We start from the raw sequence: 15,083 nt of genomic DNA on the forward strand, positions 1-15,083 counted from the left end.
TCAGCCCAATCAGCGCACCAGGTGCAGGAACTGCATGTGCCGCTCGTACTGGTCGAGGATGTCGTTGATGATCTGTTCCTTGGTGTAGCCCACCAGATCGTAATCCTGGCTACCTTCGCTCAAGTGCACTTCGGCGCGGTAGTAACGGCGGTTGTTGAGCTCCTTGGAGCCCATGCCGCCGCGGGCGAAGGACGGTGTGAAGTAGCCGCGCATCTGCACCTGGTAGATGAACGGATGCTGCTCGCCGTGGCCGATCTCCAGGCTGACACTGTCGTTGGCCGGGTCTGGCTGGGTCACCACTGTCAGGCCTTTCTCGGCGAACACCGCTTTCACCTCTTCGATGGCCGGGCGTACCGTGGTGTCGAGAAAACGGTAGACCTCATCGCGGGACGGGAAATGCACCGCCTGACTCAAGCGCTGTCGCCAGCCGCCCGTACCCCGTCGAGAAGCCGACACCGGCGCCAGCGAATGCAACTGCGCGATCTGCTTCTGGGACTCGAGGTAAAACGCCTTGTGCAGGCCCCACATCATCAGCAGCAAAATCAGCGAGAACGGCAAGGAAGTCAGCACCACTGCTGACTTCAAGGCATCGATGCTGCCGGAGAACAGCAATGCACTGGTCACCAGGGCCGTCATCGCCCCCCAGAACACCCGCAGCCATTTCGGCCCGTCTTCATCGGGGTTGCCACCCTTGGCCGACAACGTCGAAAGTACCACCGTGCCGGAGTCGGCTGACGTGACGAAAAACACGAAACTGATAAACACAGTCACCGCGATGACAGTCTTGCTCCATGGATAGGTTTCCAGCAGCAAATAAAGGCTCATCGACGGGTTTTCCAAGGCCGACATACCCAGGGCACTCATGCCGTGGTTCAGTACCTGGTCGATGGCGCTGTTACCGAAGATCGACATCCACGCCAGGGTGAAACCCAGGGGAATCAGCAGCACGCCAAACACGAACTCGCGGATGGTGCGGCCACGGGAAATGCGCGCAATGAACAACCCCACGAACGGCGACCACGCGATCCACCAGGCCCAGTAGAAGATCGTCCAGCCGCCCAGCCAGTCGCTGGGTTCGTTGTAGGCATACACGTCGAAACTCTTCATCGGCAGCGCGCCGAGATAATCGCCGATGTTCTGGATCAACGTGTTGAGCAAATGCTGGGTAGGTCCGGCAAACAGCACGAACAGCAACAACGCACAGGCCAGCAGCATGTTGATGTCGGACATGACCCGCACGCCTTTGTCGACGCCGGCCACCGCCACGATGATCGCCGCGCCCATCATCAGCACGATCAGGCCCACCTGAATCCATTGGGTGTGGGCGAGGCCGAACAGGTAATCAAGCCCGGAATTGAGGTGCAGCACCCCAAACCCCATGTCCGCGCCGAGGCCGAACACGGTCGCGATGATGCCAAAGCCGTCCACCGCGTAGCCGATGGGGCCATTGATACGTTTGCCGATCAATGGGTACAGCGCTGAACGCAGGGCCAACGGCAAATTGTGCCGGTAGGCAAAGTACGCCAGGGCCATGCCGACGAAAGCAAACACCCCCCAGCCGTGCAGGCCCCAGTGCAGAAACAGGATCTGCATGGCCTGGCGCGCTGCATCCGCGGTACCGGCCTCGCCTTGCGGTGGCTGCACCAGATGGGTCAGCGGTTCGGAGACACAGAAAAAAAACAGCGTGATGCTGATACCCGCAGCGAACAGCATGCCGGCCCAGGACAGGTAGCTGAATTCGGGCTCGTCATGGTCGGCACCCAGCTTGATCTTGCCGTAGCCAGACAAAGCGGTGACCACCACGAAGAGCAGATACAGGGTCATCGCCAACATGTAATACCAGCCGACCGTATTGGCCGCCCAGTTCTGCGCCGCCAGCAGCCAGGCACCGGCCCGCTCCGGCACGGCGATGACCACCAGGCCGAACAGCAGAATGAAGGTCGCTGCAAAGTAAAAAACCGGCGGATTCATACGAACCAGGCCGCTGGGTGGAAGGGACGTGGCACTCATGAGCGATGGCCCCGGAAAAGCGAAATCGTGAAAATCGAAAACGGACTCGGCAAAGGCAAGCCTCCTGTTGTGAGCGGGCAGCAAACCGACGGTTTAACTTGAATGAACGTTCAAGTTAAACATGAAGAGGTAGCTGAGGACTAATCCCGGGGCTGGATGGCATGCTTCCTACACTAGCCCCTGGGAGCGTATGACGTTGCCTGGAGAGCATTCGTTCAGTGTTCAACAGACCTGACACAGACCCTGTGGGAGCGAGCCTGCTCGCGATAGCGGTGTGTCGGCGAATATATGTACCAACTGAACCGCCGCCATCGCGAGCAGGCTCGCTCCAACAGGTTTTCGGTGCTCACCTCTCATGTGTCCGCCGTTTTCGCCCCCGGCAAACGATTGCCGGTTGCCCATCAATATCAGCGTGCCTATAGTCCATGGATTTCCTGCAACCAGTACGGCCCCATGATCAAACAACAGCTGGCGCGCTTTAACCGTCTCGACCTGCTCGGCCATCCAACCCCCCTGGAAAAACTCGACCGTCTCTCCACCTGGCTCGGTCGCGACATCTATATCAAGCGCGACGACCTGACCCCGCTGGCCCTGGGCGGCAACAAGCTGCGCAAGCTCGAATACCTGGCTGCCGACGCCCTGGCCCAGGGCGCAGACACCCTCATCACCGCCGGTGCCATCCAGTCCAATCATGTGCGCCAGACTGCCGCACTGGCGGCCAAGCTGGGCCTGGGTTGTGTGGCCCTGCTGGAAAACCCTATCGGCACCGCCGACAGCAACTACATGAGCAACGGCAACCGGCTGCTGCTGGAGTTGTTCGACGCCAAGGTCGAATTGGTAGAAAACCTGGACAACGCCGACGAACAATTGCAATCCCTCGCCGAGCGTCTGCGCAGCAATGGGAAGAAGCCGTATCTGGTACCGATTGGCGGGTCGAATGCTCTGGGCGCGCTGGGGTATGTACGTGCTGGTCTGGAACTGGCTGAGCAAATCAAGGACACCGGCCTGAATTTCGCCGCCGTGGTGCTAGCCTCGGGCAGCGCCGGGACTCACAGTGGCCTGACGCTGGCGCTCAGTGAAACGCTGCCGCAACTTCCGGTGATTGGCATAACGGTGTCACGCAGCGAAGAAGACCAGCGCCCCAAGGTCCAGGGCTTGGCCGAACGGACCGCCCAACTGCTTGATGTACCCCTTCCAGAAGCCTTCAAGGTGAACCTGTGGGACGAATATTTCGCCCCCCGTTACGGCGAGCCCAATGCCGGTACGCTGGCGGCAGTCAAACTGCTGGCCAGCCTGGAGGGCCTGCTGCTGGATCCGGTCTACACCGGCAAGGCGATGGCCGGCCTGCTCGATGGTATGGGTCGCGACCGCTTCGACGAGGGCCCGATCATCTTCCTGCATACCGGCGGCGCACCGGCGTTGTTTGCGTATAACGCGGCGTTCCAGGCTTAGTGAAGCTCTAAATGTGGGAGCGAGCCTGCTCGCGATTGCGCTGGATCCGCCAGCATTGATTGGACTGACACGCCGCTATCGCGAGCAGGCTCGCTCCCACAGGGGAACATTCAAAATTCGAATACTTGTAAGATTTAATATTATTTTCCAATCTATAAAAGCCGTCTTATAGTCTTGCCACCGGCGTATTTGCCACGAGACGCACAAGCTGCTTTGAGGCAGGATGTGGCAATCTTTTTTAATCGCGGCTACGCCTTCTCTCATCCGAAATAATGTCTCCATAAAAAAACACAGGGGCTTGTCATGAATTTTTCCGCATTACGTCGCAACCTGTTGGTGGGTTCGCTGGGCCTGGCATTGAGCGCCGGTCTGCTGGGGCAGGCAGTTGCCGGTGAGCAACTGCAAAAGATCAAGGACGCGGGCGTGATCAACGTCGGCCTGGAAGGCACTTATCCACCGTTCAGTTTCGTTGACGCCGACGGCGAGCTGGCCGGTTTTGAAGTGGAGTTTTCCGAAGCGCTGGCCAAGGAGCTGGGCGTGAAGGTCAAGCTGCAACCGACCAAATGGGACGGCATTCTCGCAGCGCTTGAATCCAAGCGCCTGGACGCGGTGATCAACCAGGTCACCATCTCCGAGGAGCGCAAGAAGAAGTACGACTTCTCCCAGCCTTACACCGTTTCCGGTATCCAGGCCCTGGTTCTGACCAAGAACAAAGACGCCATCAAGACCGCCGATGACCTGGCCGGCAAGAAAGTCGGCGTTGGCCTGGGCACCAACTATGAGCAATGGCTCAAGGAAAATCAGCCCAAAGCCATCATCCGCACTTATGACGATGATCCGACCAAATACCAGGACCTGCGTGTAGGCCGTATCGACGCCATTCTGGTGGACCGCCTGGCCGCGTTGGAACTGACCGCCAAGGCCAAGGACACCGCCGTGGCCGGCGAACCGTTCTCCCGTCAGGAAGCCGGTATCGCCCTGCGCAAAGGCGAGCCTGAACTGCTGGACGCAATCAACAAGGCCATCGACAAACTGCGGGCCGACGGCACCCTGGCCAAAATCTCGCAGAAGTACTTCAACGCTGACGTCACCCAATAATGGAAGAGGCTTTTCAACTCGCGCTGGACTCCGCGCCCTTCTTGCTCAAGGGCGCGTATTACACGGTCATCCTCAGCCTGGGGGGCATGTTCTTCGGCTTGCTGTTGGGCTTCGGCCTGGCGTTGATGCGCCTGTCGCGCTTCAAACTGGTGAGCTGGATCGCTCGCATCTACGTGTCGTTTTTTCGCGGCACGCCGCTGCTGGTGCAGTTGTTCGTGATCTATTACGGGTTGCCCCAACTGGGCATCGAGCTGGATCCATTGCCCGCGGCGCTGATCGGCTTCTCGCTGAACATGGCTGCCTATGCGTGTGAAATCCTGCGGGCCGCCATCAGCTCCATCGAACGCGGCCAATGGGAAGCCGCGGCCAGTATCGGCATGACCCGCGCCCAGACCCTGCGCCGGGCCATCCTGCCGCAAGCGGCGCGCACGGCCTTGCCACCTTTGGGCAACAGCTTCATTTCCCTGGTCAAGGACACTGCGCTGGCGGCGACTATCCAGGTGCCGGAGCTGTTCCGTCAGGCGCAGTTGATCACCGCCCGTACTTTCGAAATCTTCACCATGTACCTTGCCGCCGCGCTGATCTACTGGATTCTGGCCAGCGTGCTGGCGCACCTGCAGAACGTCCTGGAAGCCCGGGTCAATCGGCATGACCAGGAGTCCTGACCCATGATTGTCGTGGAAAAGCTGACAAAGCAATTCAAGGGTCAGGTGGTGCTCAACGGCATCGACCTGGAGATCAAAGAAGGCGAAGTGGTGGCGATCATCGGCCCCAGCGGTTCGGGCAAGACCACCTTCCTGCGCTGCCTGAACTTCCTCGAAGAACCCAGCAGTGGCCGGATCAAGGTTGGCGACATCGAAATCGATGGCAGTCGGCCGCTGAACCAGCAGCAGACCCTGGTGCGTCGTTTGCGCCAGCAAGTGGGTTTTGTGTTCCAGAACTTCAATCTGTTCCCCCATCGCACTGCACTGGAGAACGTCATCGAAGGCCCGCTGGTGGTGAAAAAGACGCCACGTGCCGACGCTGAAGCCTTGGGCCGTAAGCTGCTGGCCAAGGTCGGGCTGGAGGGCAAGGAGGACGCCTATCCGCGGCGTCTTTCCGGTGGTCAGCAACAGCGCGTGGCGATTGCCAGGGCGCTGGCGATGGAGCCTGAAGTGATTCTGTTCGACGAGCCGACCTCAGCCCTGGACCCGGAGCTGGTGGGCGAGGTGCTGGCGACGATTCGCGGCCTGGCCGAAGAAAAACGCACCATGGTCATCGTGACTCACGAAATGGGCTTCGCCCGAGACGTGGCGAACCGCGTGGTATTTTTCGACAAAGGCGTGATCGTCGAACAAGGTGAAGCCAAGGCCTTGTTTGCAGCCCCCAAGGAGGAACGCACTCGACAGTTCCTCAGTAAGTTCCTCTCGGCCGGACACGGCCATTAGTAACTTTTTGATATTGCCCCCACTTCCAAGGATGGAAGTGGAGCAACTAACACCTCAACGCAACACACTGAAACTTCCAGTGGATTTAACATACCCACCGCGTTGATGCGCGGCATATACATACCTCCGGTTATAATTCTCCTTGGGTTAAGCTATTTATCCAGCTTCCTGCCGCCCCGTTCCTCCAAACGGATGAGCCCGAGGAAAAGGGCACACACCGCTGCGTTTTCTTGACTTGAATGCGTAGGACATTTCTGAAGCCTTATACAATTAATTATTAAGCAAGTTCCTCTATTGACACTGAAACTGCCGAACCCTTATCTAGTGACCCAGTGGCGCTGCGAACTATTTTAGTTCTGCGCGATGAACCGCAGACAGGGTCCATATTGCGCAATAAAAATATGTCGCGATGATTAAGCGCCTTTGATCTTCCCGAAACGGACTTCGTTTTAAAGCATCAAGGAGAACACCATGACATGTACGTCGAATATTCCTGAACTGGCAGCGCCCACCCTGGCCAACGCCCTGCGTACCCGCATCAACATCACCAGCGCTGCGCACTTGCAAGTGGCGATTGCTCCCTACCCCGGCATGGACGCGGGGGATCTGATCGAGCTGTTCTGGGACAACTGCTACGTCGGCTCCCGCCTGTTGTCACAGGCCGATGTGCAAAGTAGCGTTACGTTGCGAGTGCCCGAGAGTTTCATCGTCAATGGGACTTCGCGCATCCATTATCGCGTGATGCAAGTGGGGCGCGGCCCGGCGCTGTCAGCAACGCAACGGGTGCAGGTCAAGCTGGATTGTCCCGGAGGTCAGCCGTCGGCCCTGAGCGGTGATGAAAACCAGGGCCTGGCGCCGGTGCGGATTCCTGACGCTATCCGCCGCAAGGGCGTGAACCCGAGTCAGATCAAACGTGGCGTACCCCTGACCATAGAGCCCTATCTGAACATGGCTGCTGACGATGCGATTACCTTGCGCTGGGGTGATGTGCGCATGGACCTGCCGCGCATCAAACCTTGTGAGGTGGGCCTACCGGTCAATATCTGGGTACCGCCGCAGATCATCCTGGAGGCGGGGGAAGACCTGCGCCTGGAAGTGACCTACTGCATCCTCGACCACGTGGGCAACAACTCCCAATGGGCGCCGCCGCGAACGTTGAAAATCGGTTGCGCCAATCCGTATCTGAAAACCCCGCCGAAAGAGGTGCTCATGGCTGCCGAGCCGCGCGGCAAAAATCCTTGATCGATCCAGTGCGGGGCGAGCCTGGTCATGATTGGCAGCGAAGTGGCCAGGCTGCTTGCGGTATAGTCCGACCAAGCTCCCCAACCCAAGCCAACGACCATGAAACACACCCCCGACGACCTGCACACCATCACCGCCACAACCCTGGGCCATTACAATGCGGTCGCCGAGAGCTTTCGCGAAGGCACCCGCGATCATGACGTCAGCCAGAATATCGACGCGTTGTTGCGGCATATCCAGGGTCAGCCGCCCTTCCACGTTCTGGATTTCGGCTGCGGCCCCGGGCGGGACCTGCGGACATTCACCGACAGGGGCCATGTCGCAGTCGGCCTGGACGGCTCGGAGGAATTTGCCCGAATGGCGCGCCAGGACAGCGACTGTGAAGTGTGGCAACAGGATTTCTTGAAACTCGACCTGCCCGCCGAACGTTTCGATGGCGTCTTCGCCAACGCCGTGCTGTTTCATATCCCTGTCCAGGAATTACCTCGGGTGCTCAAGCAATTGCACGCCACCCTCAAGCCGGGCGGCGCGCTGTTCAGCTCCAACCCTCGGGGCGAAAACCAGGAAGGCTGGAACGGACAGCGCTTCGGTGCCTACCACGATCTCACGGCCTGGCGCGCGCTGCTCACCGAGGCAGGCTTTGAGGAACTGGAGCATTACTACCGGCCGGCGGGGCTACCACGGGAACAGCAGCCTTGGCTGGCGAGCGTCTGGCGTAAGTCTTGAGCACAGGCCTGTTTGGACAGGGTGAGTGGTGAACCCTGTGGCGAGGGAGCGTGCTCCCGCTCGGCTCTGTAGGAGCTGGCGAAGCCTGCGATCTTTTGATCTTTCGCTTGAGACTCAAGTGTCCTTGAAAAGATCGCAGCCTCGTTGCACTCGTCAGCTCCTACGACCCAACCACTTCTGCGACAACCGCTCCAATCGCCCGTCGTCCTTGATACGCGCCAGAGCGTTGTCCAGGCTGGCCTTGAACGCCGGGTTGCCCTTCTGGAACGGGATCACCAGGCTCGGCGCCGGGTCGCTTTTTTCTTCCGGCTGGAAGGACTGCGCCATGACCATCGGGCGTTGCGAGTCATCCTTGCGCGCCAGCAGTTGCGCATCCGGTTGGCTGTAAGCGGTGCTTGTGTCGAAACGTTCGGCCAATTGCGGGGTCATTGCTATGTGGTTGATGGCAACGTCGTACTTACCACTTTCCACGCCGGCCAGCAGGTCCCCGGCATCGGTGACCACAAAGTCGGCGCGAACATCGAGCTCACCGGCCAGCATCTGGCCCAGTTCCACTTCGAAGCCGGTGAGTTTGCCGTCTTCCTTGAAGTTGAAAGGGCGGGTGTTTGCTTCCAGAGCGATGCGCAATTCGCCACGGTCGTTGACGTCGTCGATCAGTTCGGCATGGGCCAGAGGGCTCAAGAGGGGTAGCAGGCAGATCAGCCCAGGCAGAAAACGCATGGTCACTCCTTTGTATTGTTACAAGCGACGCTCGTTTAGGCTCGCTTTGCTATGGTTGTTGCAGGCTTCGACAACGAATGGTCATGAAGTTGTCATGGCCACGCGGATTTCATGGAAAAACTGGAGAAAAAAATGAAAAGCTTTATGTCACGTGCTGCCTTGGCCGGCCTGTTGCTGGGCGCTTCGATGCTGGCAACCGCCGCAACCCCTGCTCCCAAGGGTGCAGAGGTGTTCATCGTTTCCCCGGAAGACGGCGCTACTGTTGGCCAGGAATTCAAGGTCAAGTTCGGCGTCGAGGGAGGGATCGCCCTGGCCAAGGCGGGTGATATGACAGCAAACACTGGTCATCACCATTTGCTGATCGATGTCGACAAACTGCCTGCCGCAGGTGCGCCAATTCCGACCGACGCCAACCACATGCACTTTGGCATGGCGCAAACCGAGACGACCCTCAAGCTCGCCCCAGGCAAACATACCTTGCAACTGATTATGGGCGACTACGGCCATATGCCGTTCGATCCGACGATCGTTTCCAAGAAGATCACCGTCACCGTGAAATAACACGCACCGGCTGACACAACACAAACGCTTGTGGGAGCAAAGCTTGCTCCCACAAGATTCATGTTGTGCCAGGCAGAAAAAAACGGGAGCCCCCTTAAGAGGCTCCCGTTCTTCTATTGCTAGCCAAACGTCAGCTTGCCGCTTGAAGCCAACAACTCACCACTGCTCTTAGAACAACACCCGGCTACGAATGGTGCCGTTGATGTGCTGCAGCTTCTCCTGCGCCAGATCAGAGTATTCGGCATCGACGTCGATCACGACGTAGCCGACTTTCTCGTTGGTCTGCAGGAACTGACCGGAAATGTTGATGCCGTTTTCCGCGAAGACCTTGTTGATCTCGCTCATCACACCCGGGATGTTTTCGTGGATGTGCAGCAGACGGTGCTTGCCAGGGTGAGCCGGCAAGGCCACTTCCGGGAAGTTCACGGACGATACCGAAGTACCGTTGTCGCTGTACTTGACCAGCTTTTCCGCCACTTCCAGACCGATGTTGGCCTGAGCCTCAGCGGTGGAGCCACCGATGTGCGGGGTCAGGATCACGTTGTCCAGGCCACGCAGCGGGCTCTCGAAAATATCGTCGTTGGAGCGTGGTTCCACCGGGAACACGTCGATGGCGGCGCCGATCAGGTGTTTGTCCTTGATCGCCTCGGCCAGGGCGTCGAGCTTGACCACGGTGCCACGAGCGGCGTTGATCAGAATCCCACCTTTCTTGATGGCACGGATTTCCTTCTCGCCGATCATCCACTGGGTGGCGGCGGTTTCCGGAACATGCAACGTCACGATGTCGGACATGCCCAGCAGCTCGTGCAGGTCGTTAACCTGAGTGGCATTGCCCAGCGGCAACTTGGTCACGGTGTCGTAGAAATACACCTGCATGCCAAGGCCTTCAGCCAGCACCGACAACTGCGTGCCGATGGAGCCGTAGCCGACGATACCCAGCTTCTTGCCACGGATCTCGAAGGAGTTGGCCGCGCTCTTGATCCAGCCGCCACGGTGGCAGGAAGCGTTCTTCTCGGGGATGCCGCGCAGCAGCAGGATTGCTTCGGCCAGCACCAGTTCAGCAACGGAACGGGTGTTGGAGTACGGTGCGTTGAACACCGCGATACCGCGCTCGCGCGCCGCATTGAGGTCCACCTGGTTGGTGCCGATGCAGAAGCAGCCGACCGCGACCAGTTTCTTGGCGTGGTCGAAGATCTCTTCGGTCAATTGGGTACGGGAGCGAATACCGATGAAGTGAGCATCGGCGATCTTTTCCTTGAGCTGGACTTCCGGCAGAGAACTGGTGATGTACTCGATGCTGGTGTAGCCCGCCGACTTGAGGACGTCGACAGCCGATTGGTGGACGCCTTCGAGAAGAAGGAACTTGATCTTGCTCTTATCGAGAGAAGTCTTGCTCATCTGCGTAAACCTGTGTCCCGGAGAAAAATGGCAGGGAATCGGACAGCGCATGCTGGCCCGACCGGCATGACAGCCGTCGCCGCAGAACAGCCAATGGGCACTACGCTGCGGGGTCGGTATGCTAGCATACGCACCCCGCTAAACACTCATTCCTGCGACGTGAAGCGTTCTCAGGATGACCATGAATTGTTCGAGAGTTCTGTCGATGACCAATCCTGCCGTGATAGATGAGCTGAAGACCCTGGTTGAGCCTGGCAAAGTCTTGACCGATGCCGACTCCCTGAACGCTTACGGCAAGGATTGGACCAAACACTTCGCTCCAGCGCCGAGCGCCATCGTCTTTCCCAAGACCACCGAACAGGTTCAGGCCATTGTGCGCTGGGCCAATGCACACAAGGTCGCGCTGGTGCCATCGGGCGGGCGCACCGGGCTTTCCGCCGCCGCCGTGGCGGCCAACGGCGAAGTGGTCGTGTCATTCGACTACATGAACCAGATTCTCGACGTGAACCTCACCGATCGCACGGCCGTCTGCCAGCCGGGGGTGGTCACTGAACAACTGCAGAACAAGGCTGAAGAGCACGGCTTGTACTACCCAGTGGACTTCGCTTCCGCCGGTTCCAGCCAGATAGGCGGCAACATCGGCACCAATGCCGGTGGAATCAAGGTCATTCGTTATGGCATGACCCGTAACTGGGTAGCCGGCATGAAAGTCGTCACCGGTAAAGGTGACCTGCTGGAACTGAACAAGGACCTGATCAAGAACGCCACGGGCTACGACTTGCGGCAGTTGTTCATCGGCGCCGAGGGCACCCTCGGGTTCGTGGTTGAAGCCACCATGCGCCTGGACCGGGCACCGAATAACCTCACCGCCATGGTCCTGGGCACCGCCGATTTTGACTCGATCATGCCCGTACTGCATGCCTTCCAGGGTAAGCTGGACCTGACGGCGTTCGAATTCTTCTCCGACAAGGCCCTGGCCAAGGTCCTGGATCGGGGCGACGTACCGGCGCCATTCGAAACCGAGTGCCCGTTCTACGCCCTGCTGGAGTTCGAAGCCACCACCGAAGAAGTCGCCAACCACGCCCTGGAAACGTTTGAACACTGTGTAGAACAGGGCTGGGTGCTGGATGGGGTGATGAGCCAAAGCGAAACCCAACTGCAAAACCTGTGGAAGTTGCGCGAGTACATCTCGGAGACCATCTCCCACTGGACGCCGTACAAGAACGACATCTCGGTCACCGTCTCGAAAGTCCCGGGGTTCTTGCGCGATATCGACACGATCGTCGGTCAACATTACCCAGACTTCGAAATCGTCTGGTTTGGCCACATCGGCGACGGCAACTTGCACTTGAACATCCTCAAGCCAGAAAACCTGAGCAAGGACGATTTCTTCGCCAAGTGCGCGACCGTGAACAAGTGGGTCTTTGAAACCGTCGAGAAATACAACGGCTCGATCTCCGCCGAACACGGCGTAGGCATGACCAAACGCGACTACCTGACCTACAGTCGCTCGCCGGTGGAAATCGAATACATGAAGGCCGTCAAGGCGGTATTCGACCCGAACGGCATCATGAACCCGGGCAAGATCTTCGCGGTTTAATGCAAAAAAACACCTGATGAATCCCAGAAGCAGGAGTCGGTAATGAGCTATCAGCACCAGTATGTCGACGGTACCCGAATTCATTTCCCGGTCGGAAAAATCGTGTGCATTGGCCGTAACTACGCCGAACACGCCAAGGAGCTGGACAACCCGGTTCCCACCGAACCCCTGCTGTTCATCAAGCCCGGCAGCTGCGCGGTGCCGCTGGAAGGCGGTTTCAGCATTCCCGCCGACCGTGGTGCGGTGCATTACGAAGCTGAGATTGCCGTGCTGATCGGCAAGCCACTGTCGACTCGGCCCAGTGCCGAGGAAGTACTGGATGCCATCTCCGGCTTCGCCCCGGCCCTGGACCTGACCCTGCGGGACAAACAGGCCGAGCTCAAGGCCAAGGGCTTGCCTTGGGAAGTCGCCAAATCTTTCGACGGCGCGGCGGTGATCGCACCTTTCGTATCCAACGGCACCTTTGCCGACCTGACCGACATCCCGGTTCGCCTGACCATCAACGGTGAAGTGCGCCAGGACGGCAACAGCAGCCTGATGCTCAACCCCATCGTGCCAATGATCCAGTACATGGCCGGCTGCTTCTCATTGCAGGCCGGCGACGTGATCCTCACCGGCACTCCGGCGGGCGTGGGACCGTTGAACGTCGGCGATGAACTGGTACTGGAATTGCCAGGCGCGAGCCGTTTCGAAAGCAGCGTTCGCTAACCGCAAGACCTGTCCCCTGTGGGCGCGAGCCGGCTCGTGCCCACATGAACGGCCGGGCCCGGCCATTCACCATTTTTTCACATGCCATCCGGATAATTCCAGGAAACACGGCGTCTGAGCCACTCATTTCCCTAGCCCGAATATCTGGAACGCATCCCCTGATGGCCACCCCCCTAGCACGGCCCTCCTCCAGCCCTGTCCGCCGTTCTCGCTTCGCTCTGCCCTGGTATGCCTGGTCGCTGTTAGCGGCCGGGGCCTTTTACTGGCTGGCGTATGCAATGCACTGGGATGACCGGGGCCTGCTGTGGGCAGCGGAACGTCTCGAGAGCCCCGCCCAGCGCCAGGAAAGCATCTGGCTGCCGAACTACCACGCCGTGATTGACGCCAAGGTCCTGCCAGGTATGGAGGAGGATGAAGCTTCCGACCTGACCTATAACCCGCAGACCAAAACCCTGTTCGCGGTCATGGGCAAGCGCCCGTCTCTGGTGGAACTGACCCTGCAAGGTGACGTGCTGCGCAAAATGCCGTTGGTGGGCTGGAGTAACCCTGAAGGCGTGGCCTATATGGAGAATGGTCTACTGGCCATTACTGACGAGCGAAAACACACATTGTCGATCATCCAGGTCGATGCCGATACTCGCGAACTGAACAGCACAGACTTTCCCCGCTACGATCTCGGCCCATCAAAGAACCAGAACAAGGGCTTCGAAGGCGTTGCCTGGGATCCCCGCAACCAACAACTGGCCCTGGGCGAAGAGCGTCCGCCAGCGCTGTTTACCTGGCAAAGCAACGGCAGCCAACTGCTCAAGGGCGACAAACAGATCCATGCCAGCGATGAACTGGACCTGCGCAACCTGTCGGCGCTGGCGATCGATCCTCGCACGGGACACACGCTGGTGCTGTCGGCCGACTCCCATCTGTTGCTGGAACTGGACGATAAAGGCGAACAGGTCAGTTTCATGACGTTGCTGGGCGGCTTCAACGGCATCAAAAACACAATCCCCCGCGCCGAAGGCGTCGCCCTCGATGAGGCTGGCAACCTGTACGTGGTCAGCGAGCCGAACCTGTTCTATCGTTTCGAAAAACAACGCTGATAGCGCAACTCTGTAAGGCAATTAATCCTTCGCCGTAGGGTGTGGCATCCGGCCATTAAGCTTCAGTTCAGGCAGCCGTGGTATTTCCAACCACCTGTTCTCATCCGAGCCCACCCACATGCGTCGACTTGCCCGCCCAAGGCCCTTGATTCTCTTGCTGTTAACGATCGTGCTAATCGCTTTGATCGCAGCGGCTCAATACCTGCGCCTGTTCGAGCGCGCCTGGTTCAACCTCAACACCCTCTGGCAGCCCCCCAGCGAACAGGCCATTGCCCTGGATCACTATCGGGTGACGGTAGAGGCGCAGGTGATCGAAGGCCTGGACAATGACGTTTCGGCGCTGACGTACGATCCGATCCGCAAGAGCCTCTTTACCGTTACCAACAAGAATGCCGAACTGATCGAGCTGTCACTGGACGGCAAAATCCTTAGGCGTATCGCCCTGATTGGCTTCGGCGACCCGGAGGCGGTGGAGTTCATCAGCGAGGACATTTACGTCATCACCGACGAGCGTCAGCAGCGGCTGATCAAGATTCACTTGGACGACGACACCCAATTCCTCGACGCAGCCGACGCAGAGCAAATGACGCTTGGCCTGCACCTGAACGGTAACAAAGGGTTCGAAGGGTTGGCCTACGATTCAGTGGGTAAACGGTTGTTCGTAGCCAAGGAGCGCGATCCCATGCTGATTTATGAAGTACGGGGTTTTCCCCATCACAAACCGGACAAATCCTACGCTGTCCATGTAATCAACAACCCCAAGCGCGATGCCGGACTGTTCGTGCGCGATCTTTCGAGCCTGCAATACGACGAGCGCAGCGGCCATCTACTGGCTCTGTCCGATGAGTCGCGCTTGATTATCGAACTGGATATCGACGGCCGGCCACTAAGCACGTTGTCTTTGAGCAAGGGTCGTCAAGGGCTGCAAAAAACCGTCCCCCAGGCCGAAGGCGTTGCCATGGACGACGATGGCAACCTCTATCTGGTGAGTGAGCCGAACCTGTTTTACGTTTTCAAAAAACGGCAGCCCGATTGATCGAAAATGAA

Annotated in this window: 14 protein-coding genes; 11 read left to right on the plus strand and 3 right to left on the minus strand. The window is 58.7% G+C overall.

The features are described from left to right. Positions 1 to 9 precede the first annotated feature (9 nt). Positions 10 to 1,971 carry a choline transporter BetT gene (gene betT, locus MA884_RS21385; protein ID WP_256232417.1) on the minus strand — a complete coding sequence of 654 codons (1,962 nt, stop codon included), beginning with the start codon at positions 1,969 to 1,971 and terminating at the stop codon, positions 10 to 12. A gap of 492 nt (positions 1,972 to 2,463) precedes the next feature. On the opposite strand from betT, the gene MA884_RS21390 reads away from it, so the two are divergent. The 6 genes from MA884_RS21390 (at position 2,464) to MA884_RS21415 (ending at position 7,955) form a co-directional block, all read left to right on the plus strand. After that, positions 2,464 to 3,462 (plus strand): D-cysteine desulfhydrase, encoded by a 999-nt coding sequence (locus tag MA884_RS21390; RefSeq protein WP_256232385.1) that lies wholly within the window; start codon positions 2,464 to 2,466, stop codon positions 3,460 to 3,462. 303 nt (positions 3,463 to 3,765) lie between these two features. Then, the gene (tcyJ, locus tag MA884_RS21395) at positions 3,766 to 4,560 is read left to right on the plus strand and encodes a cystine ABC transporter substrate-binding protein (RefSeq protein ID WP_256232386.1); all 795 of its coding nucleotides are present in this window, start codon (positions 3,766 to 3,768) and stop codon (positions 4,558 to 4,560) included. Continuing rightward, on the plus strand, positions 4,560 to 5,225 hold the full coding sequence (gene tcyL / locus MA884_RS21400; RefSeq protein ID WP_047226833.1) for a cystine ABC transporter permease: 666 nt from the start codon (positions 4,560 to 4,562) through the stop codon (positions 5,223 to 5,225). Before tcyJ ends, tcyL begins: the two co-directional genes overlap by 1 nt. A gap of 3 nt (positions 5,226 to 5,228) precedes the next feature. Further along, positions 5,229 to 5,987, plus strand: coding sequence for an L-cystine ABC transporter ATP-binding protein TcyN (gene tcyN, locus MA884_RS21405; RefSeq protein ID WP_256232387.1), 759 nt, complete (start codon positions 5,229 to 5,231; stop codon positions 5,985 to 5,987). Between the two features lie 471 nt (positions 5,988 to 6,458). Continuing rightward, positions 6,459 to 7,229: a hypothetical protein gene (locus MA884_RS21410; protein ID WP_256232388.1), complete on the plus strand. Its 771-nt coding sequence runs from the start codon at positions 6,459 to 6,461 to the stop codon at positions 7,227 to 7,229. Positions 7,230 to 7,328: 99 nt separating this feature from the next. Next, positions 7,329 to 7,955, plus strand: a complete 627-nt coding sequence (locus MA884_RS21415; RefSeq protein WP_256232389.1) for a bifunctional 2-polyprenyl-6-hydroxyphenol methylase/3-demethylubiquinol 3-O-methyltransferase UbiG — start codon at positions 7,329 to 7,331, stop codon at positions 7,953 to 7,955. 153 nt (positions 7,956 to 8,108) lie between these two features. Here the strand turns inward: MA884_RS21415 and MA884_RS21420 are convergent, their stop codons facing one another. After that, entirely contained in the window at positions 8,109 to 8,675 is a 567-nt protein-coding gene (locus tag MA884_RS21420) for a transporter substrate-binding domain-containing protein (RefSeq protein WP_256232390.1), read from the minus strand. A gap of 132 nt (positions 8,676 to 8,807) precedes the next feature. On the opposite strand from MA884_RS21420, the gene MA884_RS21425 reads away from it, so the two are divergent. Beyond that, positions 8,808 to 9,236, plus strand: coding sequence for a DUF4399 domain-containing protein (locus MA884_RS21425; protein ID WP_256232418.1), 429 nt, complete (start codon positions 8,808 to 8,810; stop codon positions 9,234 to 9,236). Between the two features lie 168 nt (positions 9,237 to 9,404). Here the strand turns inward: MA884_RS21425 and serA are convergent, their stop codons facing one another. Continuing rightward, positions 9,405 to 10,634: a phosphoglycerate dehydrogenase gene (serA, locus tag MA884_RS21430; RefSeq protein ID WP_256232391.1), complete on the minus strand. Its 1,230-nt coding sequence runs from the start codon at positions 10,632 to 10,634 to the stop codon at positions 9,405 to 9,407. Between the two features lie 205 nt (positions 10,635 to 10,839). Here serA and MA884_RS21435 point away from each other — a divergent pair, with 205 nt between their 5' ends. The 4 genes from MA884_RS21435 (at position 10,840) to MA884_RS21450 (ending at position 15,072) form a co-directional block, all read left to right on the plus strand. Next, a complete protein-coding gene (locus tag MA884_RS21435) occupies positions 10,840 to 12,234 on the plus strand; it encodes an FAD-binding oxidoreductase (protein WP_256232392.1) in 1,395 nt (464 codons plus the stop codon). 42 nt (positions 12,235 to 12,276) lie between these two features. Continuing rightward, complete coding sequence (locus MA884_RS21440; protein WP_256232393.1) at positions 12,277 to 12,942, plus strand: fumarylacetoacetate hydrolase family protein; 666 nt, start codon at positions 12,277 to 12,279, stop codon at positions 12,940 to 12,942. Between the two features lie 161 nt (positions 12,943 to 13,103). Next, positions 13,104 to 14,036, plus strand: coding sequence for an SdiA-regulated domain-containing protein (locus MA884_RS21445; RefSeq protein WP_256232394.1), 933 nt, complete (start codon positions 13,104 to 13,106; stop codon positions 14,034 to 14,036). 118 nt (positions 14,037 to 14,154) lie between these two features. After that, positions 14,155 to 15,072, plus strand: a complete 918-nt coding sequence (locus MA884_RS21450; protein ID WP_256232395.1) for an SdiA-regulated domain-containing protein — start codon at positions 14,155 to 14,157, stop codon at positions 15,070 to 15,072. Positions 15,073 to 15,083: the final 11 nt, after the last annotated feature.

It is taken from the genome of Pseudomonas sp. Q11, from assembly GCF_024494355.1.
In the GTDB taxonomy this organism is placed as follows: domain Bacteria; phylum Pseudomonadota; class Gammaproteobacteria; order Pseudomonadales; family Pseudomonadaceae; genus Aquipseudomonas; species Aquipseudomonas hefeiensis.